The sequence below is a fragment of the Bacillus benzoevorans genome (assembly GCF_014207535.1).
GTDB lineage: Bacteria > Bacillota > Bacilli > Bacillales > Cytobacillaceae > Bacillus_BD > Bacillus_BD benzoevorans.
Genome location: NZ_JACHGK010000002.1, coordinates 443,100 through 463,994, shown reverse-complemented (window position 1 = coordinate 463,994; position 20,895 = coordinate 443,100). Strand labels below are relative to the sequence as shown.

General features: G+C 42.1%; 16 protein-coding genes. 14 read left to right on the top strand and 2 right to left on the bottom strand.

Features of this window, described 5'->3' with window-relative positions:
* Nucleotides 1-187: 187 nt before the first annotated feature.
* Together HNR53_RS05520 and HNR53_RS05515 are read left to right on the top strand one after the other, a co-directional pair.
* Nucleotides 188-2,443, top strand: a complete 2,256-nt coding sequence (locus HNR53_RS05520) for an alpha-galactosidase (RefSeq protein ID WP_184523639.1) — start codon at nt 188-190, stop codon at nt 2,441-2,443.
* Nucleotides 2,444-2,560: 117 nt separating this feature from the next.
* Complete coding sequence (locus tag HNR53_RS05515; protein WP_184523637.1) at nt 2,561-3,391, top strand: hypothetical protein; 831 nt, start codon at nt 2,561-2,563, stop codon at nt 3,389-3,391.
* Nucleotides 3,392-3,661: 270 nt separating this feature from the next.
* Here the strand turns inward: HNR53_RS05515 and HNR53_RS05510 are convergent, their stop codons facing one another.
* On the bottom strand, nt 3,662-4,138 hold the full coding sequence (locus tag HNR53_RS05510; RefSeq protein ID WP_184523635.1) for a PAS domain-containing protein: 477 nt from the start codon (nt 4,136-4,138) through the stop codon (nt 3,662-3,664).
* A 496-nt stretch (nt 4,139-4,634) separates the two neighbouring features.
* Nucleotides 4,635-5,516, bottom strand: coding sequence for a LysR family transcriptional regulator (locus HNR53_RS05505; protein WP_184523633.1), 882 nt, complete (start codon nt 5,514-5,516; stop codon nt 4,635-4,637).
* A 277-nt stretch (nt 5,517-5,793) separates the two neighbouring features.
* Here HNR53_RS05505 and HNR53_RS05500 point away from each other — a divergent pair, with 277 nt between their 5' ends.
* The 12 genes from HNR53_RS05500 to HNR53_RS05445 all read left to right on the top strand — a co-directional run bounded on the left by HNR53_RS05500 (nt 5,794) and on the right by HNR53_RS05445 (nt 20,892).
* A complete protein-coding gene (locus HNR53_RS05500) occupies nt 5,794-7,863 on the top strand; it encodes a (Fe-S)-binding protein (protein ID WP_184523631.1) in 2,070 nt (689 codons plus the stop codon).
* A 24-nt stretch (nt 7,864-7,887) separates the two neighbouring features.
* On the top strand, nt 7,888-9,624 hold the full coding sequence (locus HNR53_RS05495) for a thiamine pyrophosphate-requiring protein (protein WP_184523629.1): 1,737 nt from the start codon (nt 7,888-7,890) through the stop codon (nt 9,622-9,624).
* 117 nt (nt 9,625-9,741) lie between these two features.
* Nucleotides 9,742-10,758 (top strand): tripartite tricarboxylate transporter substrate binding protein, encoded by a 1,017-nt coding sequence (locus tag HNR53_RS05490; RefSeq protein ID WP_184523627.1) that lies wholly within the window; start codon nt 9,742-9,744, stop codon nt 10,756-10,758.
* 88 nt (nt 10,759-10,846) lie between these two features.
* Entirely contained in the window at nt 10,847-11,299 is a 453-nt protein-coding gene (locus HNR53_RS05485) for a tripartite tricarboxylate transporter TctB family protein (protein ID WP_184523625.1), read from the top strand.
* A 12-nt stretch (nt 11,300-11,311) separates the two neighbouring features.
* A complete protein-coding gene (locus HNR53_RS05480; RefSeq protein WP_246439334.1) occupies nt 11,312-12,817 on the top strand; it encodes a tripartite tricarboxylate transporter permease in 1,506 nt (501 codons plus the stop codon).
* Between the two features lie 45 nt (nt 12,818-12,862).
* Complete coding sequence (locus HNR53_RS05475) at nt 12,863-14,305, top strand: aldehyde dehydrogenase family protein (RefSeq protein ID WP_184523623.1); 1,443 nt, start codon at nt 12,863-12,865, stop codon at nt 14,303-14,305.
* A gap of 85 nt (nt 14,306-14,390) precedes the next feature.
* Nucleotides 14,391-15,566: an MFS transporter gene (locus HNR53_RS05470; protein WP_184523621.1), complete on the top strand. Its 1,176-nt coding sequence runs from the start codon at nt 14,391-14,393 to the stop codon at nt 15,564-15,566.
* 146 nt (nt 15,567-15,712) lie between these two features.
* Nucleotides 15,713-16,480 (top strand): electron transfer flavoprotein subunit beta/FixA family protein, encoded by a 768-nt coding sequence (locus HNR53_RS05465; RefSeq protein ID WP_184523619.1) that lies wholly within the window; start codon nt 15,713-15,715, stop codon nt 16,478-16,480.
* Nucleotides 16,481-16,519: 39 nt separating this feature from the next.
* A complete protein-coding gene (locus HNR53_RS05460; RefSeq protein ID WP_184523617.1) occupies nt 16,520-17,491 on the top strand; it encodes an electron transfer flavoprotein subunit alpha/FixB family protein in 972 nt (323 codons plus the stop codon).
* A gap of 25 nt (nt 17,492-17,516) precedes the next feature.
* A complete protein-coding gene (locus HNR53_RS05455; RefSeq protein WP_184523616.1) occupies nt 17,517-18,710 on the top strand; it encodes a CaiB/BaiF CoA transferase family protein in 1,194 nt (397 codons plus the stop codon).
* A gap of 10 nt (nt 18,711-18,720) precedes the next feature.
* Nucleotides 18,721-19,689: a hydroxymethylglutaryl-CoA lyase gene (locus tag HNR53_RS05450; protein WP_184523614.1), complete on the top strand. Its 969-nt coding sequence runs from the start codon at nt 18,721-18,723 to the stop codon at nt 19,687-19,689.
* Between the two features lie 42 nt (nt 19,690-19,731).
* Nucleotides 19,732-20,892, top strand: a complete 1,161-nt coding sequence (locus HNR53_RS05445; protein ID WP_184523612.1) for an acyl-CoA dehydrogenase family protein — start codon at nt 19,732-19,734, stop codon at nt 20,890-20,892.
* The last annotated feature ends 3 nt before the right edge of the window (nt 20,893-20,895 follow it).

The window sequence follows — 20,895 nt, the reverse complement described above, 5'->3', positions numbered from 1 at the left end:
AATTAGAAGCTTTTTAAAATATGATAAGTGTCAGTCGCCATCCAAACTGGATCGTGCCTGTTTGTTGTTTTAGGTAAATATAGGGTCAGGGGATAAACATAACTAACACAAATTTATTTTCGCCATGTTTAATCCGTAATTGAATAGTATGTAAGTAGGATTATGCTTTTGGGGGAGTTGACTAATAGTGCCAATTGCTTGGAATGAGAAGAGCGGAATTTTCCATTTATATAATAATAGAATGAGTTATCTCATTCAATTGGTTCATGGCAAGTATCCTGCGCATTTATACTGGGGTAAACGGGTTCAGATACTCCAACCCGCTTCCATATTACAATTTAAAGGAAGAGCATTTTCGCCATCAACAGAACCGGGAAATCCGGCATTTTCTTTAGACACACTGCCACAGGAATATCCGGCATTTGGAAATGGGGATTTCAGGTCTCCTGCTTATCAGATTCGCACTAAAGATGGATCTACTGTTACGGAATTTGTCTATGATTCCCATGAGATGATCATGGGAAAGCCCAGTCTGAAGAACCTGCCTGCTTCCTATGTTGAAGCTGATTCAGAAGCAGAAACACTAGTGATCACCATGGTAGATTCCATGCTGGGCATGGGGATGAATCTTTATTATACGATTTATCATGACCTTGATGTGGTTGCAAGATCTGTTTCCTTCGAAAACAGAGGCAGCCAAAATGTTGTGTTAGAAAAATGTATGAGCATGTCCGTTGATTTTCATCATTCTGATTGGGATTGGCTTCACCTTCATGGCACATGGGGGCGTGAGCGTCATATCGAAAGGAAGTCTTTACACCATGGAATCCAGCTGATTTCCTCCTCAAGGGGGGCAAGCAGTCATCAGCATAACCCTTTTCTGGCACTCATGTCTCAACATGCCAACGAAGAGTATGGCGAGGTTTACGGGTTTAGCCTGGTTTACAGTGGAAATTTCCAGGCTGCTATCGAGGTAAATTCTTTTCAAACAACTAGAGTTTCCATTGGAATTAATCCCTTTCATTTTAGCTGGCTAGTAAAGCCTGGAGAACTATTTCAAACCCCAGAGACGTTAATGGTCTATTCTTCAGATGGACTTGGCGGGATGTCGAGAACCTACCATAAACTATTGAGGGAAAGGGTCTGCCGCGGGGTTTATCGTGACAAAATCCGTCCGATTCTGATTAATAACTGGGAGGCAACGCATTTTCATTTTAATGAGAAAAAATTAAAGGAAATTGCCGATGCTGGTAAAGAACTTGGGATTGAACTGTTTGTACTGGATGACGGCTGGTTTGGGCATCGTGAAAATGATAAAAGTTCCCTTGGTGATTGGTTTGTTAATAAGAAAAAGCTCCCTAACGGTCTTGATGGATTGGCAGACTATGTAAGAAAAAAGGGCATGAAGTTTGGATTATGGGTTGAGCCCGAAATGGTATCGCCTGACAGTAATTTATATAGGGAACATCCGGATTGGTGTATCCATGTATCTGGTCGGAGCCGGACGCTGTCAAGAAATCAGTTGATTCTAGATTTAAGCAGGAAAGATGTATGTGATTATATCATTCAAATCCTCACTAAGCTTTTTAAAAGTACTCAGATCGCCTATGTTAAGTGGGATATGAACCGAAATATGACCGAAGTAGGATCTGCTGCCCTTCCTCCCGAAAGGCAAAAAGAAACAGCACACCGCTATATGCTTGGTTTGTATCGAATTTTGGAAACGCTGACAAGCGGATTTCCGCAAATTTTATTTGAAAGCTGTTCAGGAGGCGGAGGGCGCTTTGACCCTGGCATGCTTTATTACATGCCGCAAACCTGGACGAGTGATGACACAGATGCAATCGAAAGGTTGAAAATACAATATGGAACCAGCATCGTTTATCCTGCTGTCACAATGGGGGCTCACGTCTCAGATATTCCAAATCATCAGGTGGGAAGAACAACGCCTCTTTTAATGAGGTGTCATGCAGCAATGGCTGCTAATTTGGGATTTGAATTGAATATTGATAAACTAAGTGCTGATGATAAAAAGGTGGTAAAGGAGCAAATCCAGCTCTATCATCGAATGAAGGAACTGGTTTGCTTTGGCAACCTTTATAGGCTGTTGAACCCTTTTGTTGGAATGGATGCCGCTTGGATGTATGTAGCACCAAATCAAGAAAGAGCGGTTGTTTTTTATTTTAGAACATTAGCCACTCCGAACCCGCCCTTTCTCCGTCTCAAACTACAAGGACTAGATCCTTTAGCGAGATACAAGATTAACGATGGCAAGATAGAATACTTTGGTGATGAGCTAATGAAAATAGGGTTAAATCTCCCGCTGATCAAAAATGACCTTTCCTCTTTTATTTTTCTGATTGAAGCTTTTGCTTTTTCTTATGGAACAATCGAAGACCCAATGATGCGTGAAATTCGCTATTTGGATATGTTGAACGATTAGTTAGCAAAAGGAAAAGCAATGGAAAAAATTTAGTGTAAATAATTATTTGGATTTAATGAAGATCCTGATATTCACACATCTGATGGCTGCCCATAGATTGAAAATGGGGTGATAAATGTGCTTTATCGGAATTTAATGGAATCAGATACATATCATCAAAGATTTTTTCGTCCCTCGTGTTTACCGGCATTGAATATGAGATTCGCTAAAGGAGATTTTTTTCAACCTTATTTTGAAAAAACGTTTGACCAAATCAATGTTCCAATAGAACTGGCGAGGACTCCTGAAGATACTGTTATTAACTATTTCAGCATTTTGCGTGAAGCATCATATATGGGAGAGCGAAGTTGCGGAACGATTGGACAATCGAAGATTCCATATCCACTTGCATATAATTTTTTTACAAAGGAATATCAACAGAAAATTAGCTATGAAAACTATTTACATTCATTTGCTGGGGTAGGGCATACAAGCTTAATCAAGCTATGTCGGATACCTGATGAAAACCAGGGTATAAAATTTTTTTACGAAATTGAAACGATAGAAGGCTTTGAAGGCAGAAGCGCTGAGTATTTTGGATATTCTTATGGCTTTTTACAATTAGTTCAGGAACATGAAGGTTTTCGAATTTCTGATTTGCATCAGATAGAGGAGGATTTTCTATGCGCTCCTTATCATGGATGGGATCAGGATGGGGAATCAATTGTGGATATAAAATATGGAGAATGGTGTAAGTTGGTTAAGAAAAGGTATCCGACAATAAGGAATGGTTATATAAAAAATATATATTTTCGCGGTCATGATGAAACTAATTATTTATTTATATACTTTACACTGACAAATGGGACCGATATTGAAATAGCCCAATTTCACAAAGCTGCCGATGAAAAGTGGAAGCAAATAAAGATCAATCCTGAACAAGAATGTATTACGCAAAAAAATGAATAAACAATTCCAAATTCTGGCAATCCTAATCGTTATTAAAGTGAAAAAAAGTGCCAGGTACCATCCACTGCTTATTCCAGAAAACGGTACCATTGCAAAAACTAAAGTAGTTGTTTGTTCTTATTCATATAATTCTTTGTAGTGATAATATTCTAAAAGCACTTCTCCAAACTACACCATTCTCTGTAATAAATTAGGGTAAAGAAAAACACATTGGATTGAGGGATCTAATGTGTTTTTCAGCAGCTTCTCAAATAAAAAGGTATTTTTTTATTATTCTGGCTTAATAGCCTTAAATTCGGTAATCGTTTCAGGAGTATTTGTTCCTTCTTTTCCTTTGAAAAGATCGATATTAACGGTCACATCCATACAACCAAGGTATTTTCCATTTTCATCACGTACAGCCATGAATTTTTGGTAAATTTGCCCTGATTCACCAGAGCGTTTTGGGAACCAAAATTCCCATTCGTCGCGTGTGCCTGATCGGAAGTCATTCAACAATTTTTCAACATGGTGAGCTACTTTTGGGTGAAGCTCAAGCACAGGGCGGCCAATCGCTTCTTTACGGCGGCCATGCACGCGGTTTGGATTATTTGAATACCAGCGGAAAATATCGTTTGCATCGCAAAATCCCATTTCAAATGGTAAAAGTTTGATGATTGCATCCAAAGTGCTTGCTTTAATTGGACCCGTTTCAAAATTAATAACAGCTTCAGGACTAATTAAATCCGACAATTTTTCTTCGAACATATATAAATCTCCTTTGTGAGAATAATAATATGAATATTAGTGAGCAAAAAAAACCAACTACAAATATATTATAATATTTTATTACTGTTAGCAAAAGAATTATATTGGAATAAAGAAGGAGGAATCCTTTGAAAAATCCTTCTTATGCTCCGCCATCCACATTTCGATATGATGATTGACAATATGGGGCGGGTTCTTTTACCAATCCTCTTAGGAGGAACTGCACTTTACTGAAAAGGGGTAAAGCAGACCTTTATGGTATTATTTTTTCTTTGCGGTTGTGGGAAGAACGAGTGATGGCAAAAGAGTTATTGTTTTGTTTCACTTGTTCACTGGCTCAACCAAGACCTTTCCGAAAGGTGAGGAGCGAATTACTCAAAAATCTAGGTATTTCTGTATCAATGCACAGATTTATAGATTTTCGAGACTACCACCCCCTAGTCTGTCATAAACTTTGGGAACTACTCCTCGGAAGTTGAGCTGTTTCATAGATTGTTCAATCAAAACTCTCAATAAAGCGTTGTGCACCTTTTGATAGAGGACGATTTTGGTCCCAAATGAGAGAGATTTTATTACGAAGAGGACAATCCTCAATTTCAACAATGTTAATATTGTTTGACGGGTGAATCGAAAATGTTGATTTTGGCATAACGGCTGCTCCCATCCCGGTTGCTACAAAGGAAAAGATAATAGCAGCGTCATGTGATTCGCAAATGATGTTCGGTTTGATTCCCTGTTTTATACAGGCATCTTGGAAGGCGGTATATTTTCCATACTTGTTTTCTCGTACGAACATGATAAGCGGAATGTCTTCAAGATCCTTCATAGTGATAGATGTTCTAGATGCATCCCACTCCCATTTACTTGGAGTGAATAATACGTAAGGCTCTTCGAGTAAAGTTTTTGATTCATAATCTAGATGCAGGTCTGAAACGAAGCGAACAACAGCTAATTCTACTAATCTATCCTCTAAAAACTTAACAACTTCATGGGGGTGTCCGTCCTCTATACGAAACGTAACGAGTGGATATTGTTCATGAAACGCTTGAATTCTTTCTGGTAAATAGGCCACGGCACATGTTTTTGCAGTACCGATTGCGAGCTGCCCCCGCAAACCGTCTCCCGTTTCTTTCACTTCCATTACAGTGTCATCGATTTGAGTTAGAATACTAACTGCACGTTGGTAGAGCAATATTCCCGCCTCCGTTAATTCGACGCTTCTGCTGTTCCGGATAAACAAAGTAGTCCCCAGCTCCTCTTCGATTAGCTTTAATTGTTGGCTTAAGGGTGGCTGAGCCATATTTAATTTTTTTGCCGCTCGTGTAATTTGTCCTTCATCTGATACTGTCACAAAGTAACGTAATTGACGTATATCCATTTGCTAATCACCTATCCATATTTTTATCGTATCGCAAATCTATTAAATCGATATTTGAAGTATTAGTATACCAAATGCTATCATTTAAATAAACAATATTCAGAATATTAAAAAATTAAAAGCAGCATTTGCTAGAGTTTATCTAGCAAGAGACCGTGCGCATGGTTTCAAATACAAGAATGAAGAGTGAAGAAACAAAGCCCAATTAATCCAAAGTGTAAAGCGTACGGATGGTGGCGGCTTCAGAAGTATATAAAGTAAGAAAGGAAGTGGATGGATGCTTGTATATTTGAATTTTGCAGCTGTACTAGCTGTTACAGGATATTCGTTGTATTTATTTTTCCAAATCGTCTACAGTCGATATTTGTTTGTGAAGCTGGGAAAAAAACCTGAGTTTGAACTGAATCTAAAAGAACGATTGAATAGCGTATTAATCAACGGGTTTGGACAAAGAAAATTATTTAAAGATAAAAAAAGTGGTCTGATGCATTTTATTTTGTTCTATGGTTTTTTCATCATTCAAATAGGACTGATTGAAATCATCATTAAGGGATTTATCATTGGTTTCGAATTTCCATTAGGTGCTATGCACAAATATTTCAGTCTGATGCAGGAGTGGACAACCTTCCTCATGTTGTGCGCTGTAGTATATGCCTTTTACCGACGATATGTTGAGAAACTAAGGCGTTTGCAGTTAAGAAGAGATGTCAAAGTCGCTGTTGTCTATATTGCACTTACCACACTGACTATTTCCATCCTACTGACATTGGGATTTGAAACGGTGATGCTCGGGCATAAACCGGATTTCATCCATGCTCCATTCTCAGGAGTGGTTGCTGCAGTATTCTCCGGTATTGGCACGACAGCAGGAACTGTGTTGTTCTTCGTATTTTGGTGGGTACATCTGTTAACAGTGTTGTCCTTCATGGTATTTGTCCCTCAATCAAAGCAAGCGCATGAGTTATTCGCGTTGTTTAACTTGTTCTTCAAAAAGCTTGGACCTGTTGGAAAATTGAAGAAAATTGATTTCGAGGAAGAAGTAGAAGAATTTGGTGTTGGAGCTATTGAGAATTTTACTCAACAGCAGCTGATTGATTTGTACGCCTGCGCAGAATGCGGACGGTGTACCAATATGTGTCCTGCTTCTGGCACAGGGAAGACCCTTTCACCGATGGAACTAATTTTGAAAATGCGAAACCATCTGACGGAGAAGGGAGCCTCAATTACGTCACGCACGCCTTGGTTACCAGCCTTTGCATTTAAGGAATCGAGAGCAAATCAATTAGCTATGCTGGCTGGGGATGGAAATTCTGAGGTGGCGGCTGCTATTGAAATGCCGAATCTTATCGGGGATATCATCACGGAAGAAGAATTGTGGGCTTGTACGACATGTCGAAATTGTGAAGATCAATGTCCGGTGGTAAATGAACATGTAGACAAAATTATTGATATGCGCAGGTTTTTGGTTATGACGCAAGGGGAGATGCCCACTGAAGCTTCGCGATACTTCCATAATATTGAAAGACAAGGAAACCCTTGGGGCTCAAATCGCAATGAACGAATCAAATGGCGCGAGGGCATGGAGGATATTATTAAGACTGTTAATGAAACCCCTGAATTCGATGTTTTATTCTGGGTTGGTTCGATGGGTTCGTACGACATTCGCAGCCAGAAGATTGCCCGAACATTCGCTCGTTTGATGCACAAAGCCGATGTGAAATTTGCCATTCTCGGTAATGAAGAGATGAACTCCGGGGACACGTCACGAAGGATGGGGAATGAATACTTATTTCAGGAATTATGCACGCAAAATATTGAGACGTTCCAGAAGTACGGTGTCCGTAAAATTGTGACGACCGATCCCCATGCATTTAATACCTTCAAAAATGAGTATCCGGAATTTGGACTGGAAGCAGAAGTTGTCCACCATACCCAACTTCTGGCTGACCTATTGAAGGATGGAAAGCTCAAGCCAGCAAAAAGGGTTGAAGAGAAAATCGTGTATCATGACTCTTGTTACATCGGACGCTATAACGATATCTATGGTTCGCCAAGGGATATCCTGCGTGCAATCCCGGGAATAGAGCTGCTCGAGATGGAACGAAACCGTGAAAATGCGCTATGCTGCGGTGCTGGAGGAGGCAGGATGTGGATGGAAGAGCGAGAAGGAACTCGGGTGAATATAGCCCGAACGGAAATGGCGCTGCAAGTGAATCCGACAGTCATCGGAAGCAACTGCCCTTATTGTTTAACGATGCTCTCCGATGGCACAAAGGCCAAGGAAGTTGAGGAACAGGTACAGACGCTTGATATTGCTGAAATCTTAGAAAAGTCGGTGGAATTTTAAAAGAACCATAAAGGAGATGATTTAATGAATGATCTACACAAGACGGATTGTTACACGTCAGCAGACGCTTTGATGGAAGCGCTGCAGGAAGTCGGGATTTCCTACCTGTTTTGCAATCTAGGCAGCGATCATCCTTCGATGATTGAGGCCTTAGCGAAAGCCAAGGTGGAAGGGAAGGAGCTTCCTAAGGCTATTATTTGTCCGCATGAAAGTGTTGCTTTATCCGCAGCTCAAGGGTATGCAATGGTGTCCGGGCAAGCACAAGGCGTGATCATTCATACGGATGTGGGGACGCAAAATCTGGGAGGTGCTGTTCATAATGCATTCCGGGCTCGCGTACCGGTGTTAATTTTCGCTGGAGAAACACCCTTCACCATGGAGGGGGAGCTTTCCGGCAGCCGCAATTCCTATGTCAATTACCTGCAAAATGTGTACGATCAGCGTGGAATCTTAAGGTCCTATGTTAAATGGGAAGCAGATATTAGAACAGGGAAGAACGTGAAACAGCTCATTTACCGCGCAATGCAGATGGCCAAAAGCGATCCGGCCGGTCCGGTTTATTTGACCGGCGCGAGAGAAGTTTTAGAGGAAAATGTGGAAAAACTTCCGGATACCTGGGGGAAATGGGCACCAATCGAACCATCCTTCTTACCTAATTGGGGAATAGACGAAATTGTAAGTGCTTTATTAGAAGCGCAAAATCCATTGTTAATTACTTCTTATTTAGGCAGAATGACGAAAGCAGTTCCTGAATTAATTGAATTTTGCGAAAAAGTGGCGATACCTGTGGTGGAGCAAATTCCTACTTACGTAAATTTCCCTAGGGACCACCCACTGCATCTTGGATATGATCCGAATCCTTTTATTCCGGAAGCGGATGTCATTATCGCTATTGATACAGATGTCCCTTGGGTCACTACACAAGTTCAGCCAAAAGACGACTGCAAAGTCTACTTCATCGATTTAGATCCAATTAAGGAAGAAATCCCATTGTGGCACATTCCCACAGTGAAGAACTATCGTGCGGATGCCTATGCCTCCTTAATTCAATTAAATTATGCTTTTGCACAAAGGGTTATTAATAAGGAGCAAGTACAAGAACGTTATTTTCGATTAGCAAAGCATCACAATGAGCAGCGTGAAGCCTGGAAGCAGGAAGAAAAGGCGGAGGGAAATACGATCACGCCAGAATGGCTGACGGCCTGTTTGCGAGATGTTGTGGATGATGAAACCATCCTATTAGATGAGACAATTACGAATACCATGACGGTAGCCAAACACTTGCCGCGTACCAAGGCAGGAACCATGTTTGGGAGCGGTGGTACATCCTTAGGCTGGAATGGCGGTGCTGCTATTGGGATGAAGCTTGCTAATCCAACAAAAACGGTCGTGACCTTAACTGGCGACGGTTCATACTTATTCAGCGTGCCCTCTTCGGTTCACTGGATGTCACGAAGATATCAAGCTCCATTCTTAACTGTCATTTACAACAATGAAGGCTGGAATGCAACGAAGCTGAATCTATTAAAGCGGTACCCGGATGGGATGGCCAAACAAACGGATAGTTACTGGGTGAATTTTGATCAATCTGCCGATTTAGCAAAAATTGCAGAAGCGGCAGGCGGGGCATACGCCAGGATAGTATCAGATCCAAGAGAGTTACCTGAAGCATTGCAGCAGGCCATGAATGAAGTGAAAAATGGAAAATCAGCTGTGGTGGATGTCCGCCTCGCCAAAATATCGAACCAAAAAGATTATTAATCTAAATTTTTCTGAGATTTTGATTTCTTTGGGAGGTGATGGACGGTTAAATAAGTGTTTTATTTTTTAAAAAGACAGTGAAACTGTGAAATTTATTCGTAGGAGGAAATTTGGAAAATGAAAAAATTCTTAATGATCGTTTTGTCAGCCCTTCTTCTTATAGTGGCAGGGTGTTCTCAATCTTCACAAACAACAGGATCAAAATCGGATACAGCAGCCAAAGAAAAAGAGTCCGAAATAGATTATCCGACAAGACCGATTGAAGTGATCGTACCGTTTGCTGCGGGCGGCTCCACAGACATTGGTGCCAGAATCATTGAAAAATATCTTCCTAAATATTTGCCTGGCGCCCAGCTGGTGATTGTGAATAAACCAGGCGGCAGCGGCTCGATTGCGATTACAGATTTGTTTAACTCCAAGCCTGATGGATACACCCTTGCGATGTCTACACACCGTGCTATCTCCATGCAGCCTTTGTATGGGAATGTGAAATACTCCCATGACAGTTTTCAACCCATCGCAAAAGTATTCGGCAACCAGCAAATTATGATTGTAAAAGCAGATGCTCCTTGGAAAACGTTTGAAGAATGGCTTGAATATGTGAAGAAAAATCCTAGTGAATTTTCATATGGAGCTGCTGGAGGAATTGGATCAGGGGCTCATATACCAGTGGCAGAATTGGAAAAGCAGGCAGGCTTTAAAGCAAAAGCAGTATCCTTTGAAGGCACGCCTCCAGCAATCACAGCAGTTTTAGGCGGTCATGTTCAGGGAGCTATGGTACAGCCGAGTGATGCTAAGACACTAATTGAATCTGGTGAGCTTCGCGCATTGTTTAATGTCGCAAGTGTACCTGTACCGTATTTTCCGGAGATTCCTCTGTTGAAAGATAAAGGCTTCGATGTTGCGATAGACAGCAATACCTCGCTTTTTGCACCGAAGGGTGTGCCAGAAGAAATCGTTACGATGCTAGAAGAAGCGCTTAAGAAAACAATGGAAGACCCTGAAGTGTTAAAAGAATTCGAGAAGGTCTCGCTACAGACAAATTATGGCGGTCCTGAGGTTGTCCAAAAAGAGGTGAATGACGAGAATGTGAGATTTGGAAAAATGTTAAAAGAACTCGGTCTAATCAAATAAAACCGCTTTACTGAATCATAATTGGGTATTCAGGGTTACTCCTGAATACCCGCCATTTTCGTTTTGTGGAAGGGGATGAATTTTTATTATGAGTAAATACAGGTCAGGAATTTGGGCTGGGGCGGTCATTTTCCTTCTGGCTCTTTTCTCGTTTGTACTGTCATTAAAATATAGCTATTCCGGTGTGCTTGGACCTGGGCCGGGATTCTTTCCGACTTGGTTGAGCGGCATCCTGATGCTCCTCTCAATTTGGTATATTTTTGAAAGTATAAAAGGGGAAAATGTCAGCAATGAATCGTGGCCAACTGGACATTCTCTAAAACATATTTTGTTTATCATTATCAGTTTGGTCCTTTTCATCATACTCTTCTCTTTATTCGGGTTCCTGCTTGCGGGATTTATCTTTCTAGCGATTTTGTTCTACAAAGAGTATAGATGGTATACCACCTTATTAATGTCAGCCGGAATAACAGTATTCTTTTACTGGATATTTAACTCGGTATTAAAGGTGTACTTACCATTAGGCGGGATTCTATTTTAGGAGGATGGTTAAATGGATTCATTGATGTTACTTTTACAGGGATTTGAAACGGCTTTGACCTGGTCGAATCTTCTCTACTGCCTTATTGGTGTAATGCTTGGAATGTTCATCGGCGTACTCCCTGGGCTTGGTCCTGTGTCTGGAACCGCTTTGCTTATTCCTATTACTTTCGGGATGGAGCCTGTTTCTGCTATTATCATGCTTTCCGGAATCTTCTACGGATCGATGTATGGAGGAACAATTACTTCTGTTTTAGTAAACGTACCAGGTGAGGCAGCATCGGTTATTACGTGTATTGACGGTTACGAGATGACGAAGAAGGGGCGTGCGGGAACAGCACTCGGGGTGTCTGCCATTGGTTCGTTTATCGGTGGGATTGTTGCTGTAACGGCGCTTACATTTGTAGGTCCTGCATTATCTAAATTTGCGTTGAAATTTGGTCCTCCGGAGTTCTTTGCGATTATGCTGCTTGGCATGCTGATGATCGTAGCATTGATGGGAAAGTCTTTGGTCAGGGGATTAATTGCTGCCGTCCTCGGTTTATTGCTGGCTATGGTAGGACAAGACATGGTCACTGGAGAATTCCGTTTCACATTTGGCTCCATAGAGTTGATGGATGGAATTGATTTTGCCGTCATGGCCATGGGTCTGTTTGGAATTTCCGAAATCTTACTAAATGCGGAAAACCCAGCAAAAGTGACGAAACCAGAAAAGGTCAAAGGTCTTCTTCCTAATCGGGAAGAATGGGGGCCGACTCTTAAATCTGTTGGAAGGGGAACAGGCATCGGAATGCTTTTAGGCGTCATTCCAGGTGCAAACTCCATTATCGCGTCCACCTTTTCCTACATTTTAGAAAAAAAGGTTGCCAAGGATCCATCCCGCTTTGGAAAGGGAGCGATCGAGGGGGTAGCCGGACCTGAAACAGCGAATAACGCTCATAGCGGTGCAGCCTTAATTCCTTTATTTTCCTTAGGACTGCCAAGCTCGCCGACCATGGCGGTTATTTTAGGGGCCTTCATTATGCACGGATTAACACCAGGTCCAGCCCTGTTTACGAAAAATCCTGACTTTGTCTGGGGCCTGATTGCCAGCATGTTTATTGGAAATGTTTTATTACTAATTATGAACATGCCTTTAGTTGGTATGTGGGCCAAAATTGCGATGATACCGTATAAGTTATTGTTTCCGATTATCCTGATGGTCATCTTGGTTGGAACCTATAGTCTAAATGGCAGCCTTTGGGATGTTGGATTGATGCTGATATTTGGGGTAATTGGTTATATCCTGAAAAAATTAGATATCCCGATGTCCGCGATGATTGTCACATTTATATTGGGATCACAATTGGAGACCTCTATGCTGCAATCCCTATCTATTTCAACTGAAGGTTTTCTTATCTTTTTTACGCAGCCAATATCTGCTGCTATTATGGGCATTGCCCTCATTATATTTGCCATTAGCGTCTATAGCGGAGTGAAAAATAAGCGCGGGAAACTGGCAGATGATGTTGAAATATAATAAATGAGCAAATGAAATGAAATAGACATTATGAGGTGTACGCATATGAAGGTGAACTTGTTTATAAACAATGAAGATGTGACAACCGAGCATTATGATGAAGTGAAGGATCCAGGCAGATTAAGTGAAACAGCTGGTTATATCGCTAAAGGGGATGCAAGCCATATTGATCAAGCTGTGCAGGCTGCACAGCAAGCTTTCCTCTCCTGGCGTCAAACCTCACTTGAAGAAAGAATGTCAATCCTATTAGAATCCGCAGAAGAAATTGAGAAAAATGCGTCATCCATCGCCAGTGTGACGGCTAAAGAAAACGGCATCCTGCTTAGCCGAACCGTTGATGAGGTTAAGGCAGGATTGATGGAAATGAGAAATATGATTGAATTGGCGCCTTCTGCCTTTCAACAACAGATCATAGAAGATGAAAGCGGTTGGGTCAGCGTTGTGAAGAGACCGATGGGTGTGATTGCTTGTATCGTTCCTTGGAATGCCCCGATCATTCTAACCTTACAAAAAATAACGCCAATCCTTCTTGCGGGCAATACAATTGTTGTGAAGCCGTCTCCGACTGCTTCAATGGGCGTAGTAGCGATATTAAGGATGATGGCGGGATCTTTCCCTCCAGGTGTAATTAATGTTGTTCTTGGCGGTGGTGATGTAGGAAGTGCTTTAACCTCTCATCCGCTCGTTCGTAAAATTTCGTTTACCGGCGGGGGAAGTACTGCCGTGGCAATTATGAAGTCTGCTGCTGAAACTCTTAAAGGGGTTCACTTTGAATTAGGCGGTAATGACCCGGCGATTGTTCTGGACGACGCAGATTTGAATGAAGTCGTTCCAAAAATCGTCGAAGGAGCATTCAGAAGAACAGGTCAATTCTGCTTTGCAATTAAGCGCGTTTATATCCCATATGATATGTATGATGAATTTTATGAAAAAGCTTGTGAATTGACAGACGCCTATAAAATCGGGCATCAGTTGAATAAAGCGGCGACAATGGGGCCTATTAACAACCAACTTCAATATGTAAGGATAAGTGAACTAATCAAAAGACTTGAGGATAGCGGGGTCAACTTAGTCAAGTTGGGAAAAAGGCTGGAACCTGAAAACTGGGAAAATGGATACTATCTACAGCCAGTTATCGTAAGAGATGTCGATCCTAACGCCGAGATTGTTACCTGCGAACAATTTGGTCCAGTGCTCCCGTTGATTCCGTATCATACGGAAGAAGAAGTGATTCGTATGGCCAACAATACTGAATTTGGTTTGGGTTCTTCCATATGGTCTTCGGATTTTGACCGCGCTTTGGGCGTTGCGAACCAAATAGAAGCGGGGATGACTTTTATTAATGGTCATGGGCAAACATCTTTAGGTTCAAAACATATCCCGTTTGGCGGGGTCAAACAAAGTGGAATCGGAAGAGAAAAATCTATCGAGGTTTTCAATGAATTCATTGAATATCACGGGATTAATTACCATAAGAAACAATCATGATTCATTTGATAAAAAAGCTCTCCACATTTGGAGAGTCCTTTTTTATTTATTATCTTTTATGCACTCTATCTTGGCGGTGAATCCATTGAATTATTACATTATTATCCTGATGAATACGATCCTTATCACGACAATTACTGGGATTAAACCTGTTGTTTCTTTATACGCCTATTCCTTAGGTCTTTCACCTCAAGAAATCAGCATGATTATTGCTGGTTCTGCTATCTGTCCGGCCCTTTTGGCCTTGCACATTGGCAAATGGGTGGATCATATAGGAACACGTCCGATGGTCATCATCGGGAATGTTATGTATTTGATTTCCTTATTGTTAAGTGTCATGTTCCCAGCTTTTTTTATTTTTTTAATCCAGCTAGCTCTGGCTGGTATTGCTTCTACTTGCCTGATGCTCGCCTTGCAGAAGAGAATTGGCAGCTTAGGAGGCGACATCGATCGGACGGTGTCCAACTACAGTCTGTTTGCCTCGGTTGGCGCCATGATTGGTCCCGTTATGAGTTCTTTTCTATATGATTACTACGGGTACCATATTTGTATCTTTTTTAATATGTTCCTCATTATCATTGCACTTGGCAGCGAGATGGGGATGAGGAATTTAGCTGGAGAGAACAAGCAAAAAACGGTTGAGAACCAACAAGTAAATTTACACGGAAGAGAATATATTTGGACCCTTATGCGAAACCGTGATATAAGGAATGCAATGATTATTGGAGGATTGATCTTTTCCTATCGAGAGCTGTTTACCGTGTACTTTCCTTTGCTTGCCGGCAATATGGGCATCAGTCCAACACTAACAGGGATTCTCCTCTCATTCAGCGGTCTAGCCATGCTTGTTATTCGATTTACCCAGACGTCTCTCGTTCGCTCTTTTGGTCGCATGAGAATCCTAACGTGGTCCCTTTTCGTTACTGGTATCATTTATCTTGTCACTCCTTTTTCCCCTTGGATATTTTTGCTTTTTGTTTTGGTTGGTATTTTAGGAGCTGGTCTGGGTCTTGCGCAGCCGCTTAGCACCGCAGCTTTACTAGAAGGAACCTTATCCAAACATCATGGAGAAGTATTAGGCGTTCAGATGATGATCAACCGTGTCTCTCAATTTGCCATTCCGGTCATCTTTGGCGGACTAGGCGGTTTGCTTGGAGTTTCCGCTATTTTTTGGGGCAGCGGGCTCGTTCTTACTGTCCTTGGGTATATAACACGCCCCTTGCCTATCCATGTTGATAAGCCTAAGAGTCAGCATTTATAGTCTAAAAACCATATTTAAATCATATGGGAAGTCTATTTTATCGATATTAGTAATATGTGTCATACTGTGTTAAATTTTAAATATACAGATAATTCAGAAATGTTTTTCGGAACGAAAAATGATAATTTTACTTTCAGGAGGTTCACATGAAAATTTTGGTGCTGCTCAAGCAAACATTTGACACAGAAGAGAATATTACCCTCTCCAATGGGAAAGTAAGCGAAGACGGAGTCAAATTCGTCATTAATCCTTATGATGAATACGCTGTCGAAGAAGCGATTTCCATTAAGGAAAAACATGGTGCAGAAGTGACGGTTGTGACTGTTGGTCCGCCGCGTGCTGAGGCTGCACTGCGTACGGCATTGGCAGTAGGAGCAGATAATGCAATCATCGTGAATGATGAATCCGTTTTCGGTGATGAATATATGATCTCGAAAGTATTAACAGCTGTTGCAAAAAGAGACACCTATGATTTGATATTAGGCGGATATATGGCAGTTGATGATGGAGCGGCACAGGTTGGACCACGCCTAGCTGAAGAACTGGGAATCGCACATATTTCTACCATTACGAATTTGGAAGTGGAAGGCAATAAAGTAAAAGTGGAAAAAGATGTGGAAGGCGATATCGAAATCATTGAAGCTGCCATGCCTGTACTGCTCACTGCACAACAGGGTTTAAATGAACCGCGTTACCCAGCCCTTCCAGGAATCATGAAGGCTAAGAAAAAAACGATCGAACGGCTTGCTGCTGCTGACCTAGGTTTAAATATTGAAGCGATTCGTTCGAAGTCAGAAGTACTGGATCAATATTTACCACAGCAAAAAGCGACCGGGAAAATTCTCCAAGGGGAACTGTCTGAACAGGTATCCGAGCTTATAGAAGCACTCCGTTTTGAAGCGAAAGTAGTGTAATCACATGTGGATAATGAATATTTAAGGAGGAAGGCATCAATGAGCAAAAATGTGTTAGTTGTTGCAGAAAAACGAAATGGAAGTCTAAGAAATGTATCATTTGAAGCGCTTGCTGCTGCAAAAAAAATAGCGTCTGGCGGGAAAGTAACTGCAGTATTATTTGGCCAGGGGAATAACGAAGACGCAGGACAGCTGGCGCAATATGGAGCAGAACAAGTGTACCTTGTTACTAACGAGGAGTTAAATACTTACTCGACGGATGCTTTTTCGCAAGCGTTCACAGAGGTATTTCATATTGTAAACCCTGACGCCGTGCTGATTGGACATACAGCTTTAGGACGTGATTTGGCACCAAGGGTAGCAGCTCGTCTAGGATTTGGCTTAGTGTCTGATTGTACCGACCTTGAAGTGAATGGGGATGAAGTAGTCTTTGTTCGTCCGATTTACGCAGGGAAAGCATTTCAAAAGAAAAGAATAACAGATGGAATCTTATTTGCGACTATTCGTTCTAATAATATCGACAAAGGTGTACCGGATGCTGGGCATACGGCAGAGACGATTGAATATAAAGCGGACATTAAGGATATTCGCACGGTCATTAAAGATATTGTCAAAAAGACAGCAGGCACGATTGATTTAACAGAGGCTAAAATTATTGTTTCGGGTGGCCGTGGATTGAAAAGTGCAGAAGGATTCAATCCGATTAAAGAATTAGCAAATGCACTGGGCGCTGCTGTTGGTGCATCCCGGGGGGCTTGTGATGCAGGCTATTGCGATTACTCGATGCAGGTAGGTCAGACCGGGAAAGTGGTAACACCTGATTTATATATTGCTTGCGGCATTTCCGGTGCGGTTCAGCATTTGGCTGGAATGTCTAATTCTAAAATTATCGTAGCGATCAATAAGGATCCGGAAGCGCCGATTTTCAAAGTGGCTGATTATGGAATTGTAGGGGACTTATTTGAAGTAGTTCCAATGTTGACAGAAGAGTTCAAGAAGGTTCCAGTATAAAGCGAAAGAGAGAGGAGAAAACAATATGGCTAATATTCTTTCTGGTCTTACAGTCATAGATATTACGCAAAATGTGGCAGGTCCGTTTTGTTCACAAATGTTAGGTGATTTAGGAGCGACGGTCATCAAAATTGAACGGCCGGGGCATGGAGATGATACGAGGCACTGGCATCCGCCATTATGGGGAGGAGAATCATCCACCTTCCTAGCGTTAAATCGAAATAAGCAAAGTCTTTGTGTTGACCTTAATCATCCAGATGGTCAGAAAATTGTGCATGAATTATGCGGAAAAGCAGACATCTTTATCCATAGCTTGAAGCCTGGAAGTGAAGAATCCCGCGGGCTCGGCTATGAGACATTATCCGAAATCAATCCTTCTTTAATATACGCGGCAATTAGTGCGTTTGGTGATAAAGGAAAAATGAAAAACAAGCCTGGCTACGACCCATTAATTCAGGCATACAGCGGCATTATGAGCTTGACAGGGAATGAGGGGGATGACCCAGCTCGCGTTGGTGTATCGATTGTAGATATGGCGACAGGCATGTGGTCTCTAATTGGTATTCTAAGCGCCCTTCACCAACGCAATCAAACCGGTAGAGGCTGCAAAGTAGCAAACAGTCTATTAGAAACGGGTGTTGCATGGGTTACATTACAGCTTTCAACGTACATGGCATCCGGAAATCTTCCAAGGAAGATGGGAACAGGAATGGCGACTACGGCACCTTATGAGGCTTTTAAAACAAAAGGGGAGCAATGGGCAATTATTGCCGCTGGGAACAATCGACTGTTCAAGAATTTATGTGCAGCACTGCAAATGCCAGAGCTAGTCGAGGATCCTCGCTTTGAAACCAATTCTGCAAGAGTTGAAAATCGTAAAGAGCTTCACAGAATAATAGAAGAATGCACCTTGCGCTATGAGGTGGATGACCTCGTCAGCTTAATGGCGAAATACAATGTACCAAGCTGCCCAATCAATACACTGGATCGGGTACTCCGTGATGAACAGGTGAATGCGCTTTCCCTGATTAAACCAGTTGAAGGTTTCCGCGTTTCTGATTTTCGAATGGTCGATTTACCATTCCGAATCAATGAAGAACGAGGTAATCTTCAATGTTTACCACCGCTCTTGGGGGAGCATACGGATGAAATTCTTAGCTCATTAAATTACTCAAAAGAAGCATTGGAGCAGCTCAAGAGTAAGAGCATTATTGGTTAGGAGGCAGAGTATGAAATTACCCCAACACGTTGAATTGTATGAGGTAGGGCCAAGGGAGGGCTTCCAATCGGAAGCAAGCAAGATTCCAACCGAAGATAAAATTAGCTTTATTAATTCGCTGAGCCAGACTGGACTCAAAAACATTGAAGTTACTTCCTTTGTTAGTCCGAAATGGGTGCCTCAGATGGCAGATGCAGAAATGGTATTGGCGCATATTGATCGAGTGCCGGGGGTGGCCTATCGCGCGGCATATCTGAATTTGAAAGGGCTTGAGCGGGCACTGTCCAATAACGTGACATTGGATGGAAGTCTTGTCCTATCTGCAAGTAATGCTTTTTCAAAGCGGAATATGAATAAATCGACGAGTGAAATGCTCGAAACACTGCCAGAATGGATTGAGGCCTATAAGAATGCAGGCATTGAAGTGAAACAGATGGGATTCATGGCTTCCTTTGGCTGCAACTTTGAAGGATACATTTACTTAGACCATTTGTTGGATATCATGGGCAAGGTTATATCCTTAGCAGAAAGCTATGGAGAACGGATTCAGAAGGTCAAGCTAGCCGATACGATGGGCTGGGCCAACCCGGAACAGATTAAAACAACTGTTCGTGCCATTCAGGATAAATGGCCGGAGCTGCAAATTCATTTGCATTTACATGATACACGCGGCCTTGGTCTCGCAAACGTTTACGCAGCCCTTCAGGAAGGACTGTGGGAATTTGATACAGCGGTTGCAGGCCTTGGAGGCTGTCCATTTGCAGCAGTGAAAGGGGCGCCAGGAAATATTTCTACAGAGGACGTCGCATTTCTATGCGCGGAAATGGGCATTGAAACAGGACTTAACCTGAAGGCTTTAGTAGAATGCTCCAAGATGGCTGAAAGGATTGTAGGGCGGGAGCTCCCTGGGCATCTGTCAAGGGGCGGGGTTCTTCCCGAAATCAGACCGAAATCCTGGATGCAGGTACAAGGATCATAAATTAATAGAAAAATATATTCATTGAATATGGAGGAATAAAAGATGGATTTTGAATTTACTGACCTACAGAATGATATTCGCGACGGAGTGAGAGAGGTTTGCTCCCGGTTTGATTTAGATTATTGGAGACAATCCCATGAGGAACATACTTATCCGACAGAATTTGTAAAAGCCATGAGTGACGCAGGCTGGTTAGGGGCACTGGTTCCGGAGGAGTACGGCGGCTCGGGGTTAGGGTTTACAGAGGGAGCTATTATCCTCGAAGAAGTCAATCGTTCAGGTGGTAACTCCAATCAGGTTCATGCACAAATGTATACGATGGGTGCACTTCTCAGACACGGAAGTGAGGAACAAAAGCGCAAATATTTACCGCAAATTGCGGATGGTTCCTTAAGACTGCAAACGTTTGCGGTTACAGAGCCTGATGCTGGCACGGACACGACTAAAATCAAAACCTTCGCTGAGAAAAAGGGAGACCGTTACATTATTAACGGACAAAAAATCTTTATCTCCCGTTTCAACAACACAGATTTGATGCTGCTTCTTGCTCGTACAACACCGCTTGACAAAGTAGAAAAGAGAACGCATGGGATCAGCTTGTTCTTAATTGACACCCGTGAGGTTGGAAACGGTATTGAATCAACGAAAATCTCGACTATGCTGGGCGGAGACACGAATCAATTGTTCTTCAATGACCTTGAAGTACCTGAGGAATGCTTGATTGGTGAAGAAGGAAGAGGACTTTACTGCGTAATGGACGGAATGGTTGCAGAAAGGATTCTTGTATCCGGTTCCGCGCTTGGTAATGGTAAGTGGTTTATTGATCAGGCAGTTAAGTATGCTAACGAACGTGTTGTCTTTAACCGTCCAATCGGTCAAAACCAAGGCATCCAGTTCCCGATTGCGCAAGCCTATATGGAGCTTCAAGCTGCGGAGGCGCTTATGTATAAAGCAGCAACTAAATTCGATAACAATTTACAGGCTGGTGCAGAAGCAAATATGGCGAAGTACCTCTGCTCAGAGGCTGCTTATCATGCGGCTGAAGCGTGTATGCAAACGCACGGCGGCTATGCTGCAGCAAATGAGTACCACATCAACCGTAAGTGGATGCAAGCAAGAATGATGAAGATTGCCCCAATCTCCTCCAATCTAATCTTAAGCTATGTAGGCCAACACGTATTGAAAATGCCAAGATCGTATTAAGAG

Coding starts and splice junctions, on each gene's coding strand:
- HNR53_RS05510 (WP_184523635.1), bottom strand. CDS start 4,138: ATGTTCGAAGAAAAATTGTCGGATTTAATTAGTCCTGAAGCTGTTATT.
- HNR53_RS05505 (WP_184523633.1), bottom strand. CDS start 5,516: ATGGATATACGTCAATTACGTTACTTTGTGACAGTATCAGATGAAGGA.
- HNR53_RS05500 (WP_184523631.1), top strand. CDS start 5,794: ATGCTTGTATATTTGAATTTTGCAGCTGTACTAGCTGTTACAGGATAT.
- HNR53_RS05495 (WP_184523629.1), top strand. CDS start 7,888: ATGAATGATCTACACAAGACGGATTGTTACACGTCAGCAGACGCTTTG.
- HNR53_RS05490 (WP_184523627.1), top strand. CDS start 9,742: ATGAAAAAATTCTTAATGATCGTTTTGTCAGCCCTTCTTCTTATAGTG.
- HNR53_RS05485 (WP_184523625.1), top strand. CDS start 10,847: ATGAGTAAATACAGGTCAGGAATTTGGGCTGGGGCGGTCATTTTCCTT.
- HNR53_RS05480 (WP_246439334.1), top strand. CDS start 11,312: ATGGATTCATTGATGTTACTTTTACAGGGATTTGAAACGGCTTTGACC.
- HNR53_RS05475 (WP_184523623.1), top strand. CDS start 12,863: ATGAAGGTGAACTTGTTTATAAACAATGAAGATGTGACAACCGAGCAT.
- HNR53_RS05465 (WP_184523619.1), top strand. CDS start 15,713: ATGAAAATTTTGGTGCTGCTCAAGCAAACATTTGACACAGAAGAGAAT.
- HNR53_RS05460 (WP_184523617.1), top strand. CDS start 16,520: ATGAGCAAAAATGTGTTAGTTGTTGCAGAAAAACGAAATGGAAGTCTA.
- HNR53_RS05455 (WP_184523616.1), top strand. CDS start 17,517: ATGGCTAATATTCTTTCTGGTCTTACAGTCATAGATATTACGCAAAAT.
- HNR53_RS05450 (WP_184523614.1), top strand. CDS start 18,721: ATGAAATTACCCCAACACGTTGAATTGTATGAGGTAGGGCCAAGGGAG.
- HNR53_RS05445 (WP_184523612.1), top strand. CDS start 19,732: ATGGATTTTGAATTTACTGACCTACAGAATGATATTCGCGACGGAGTG.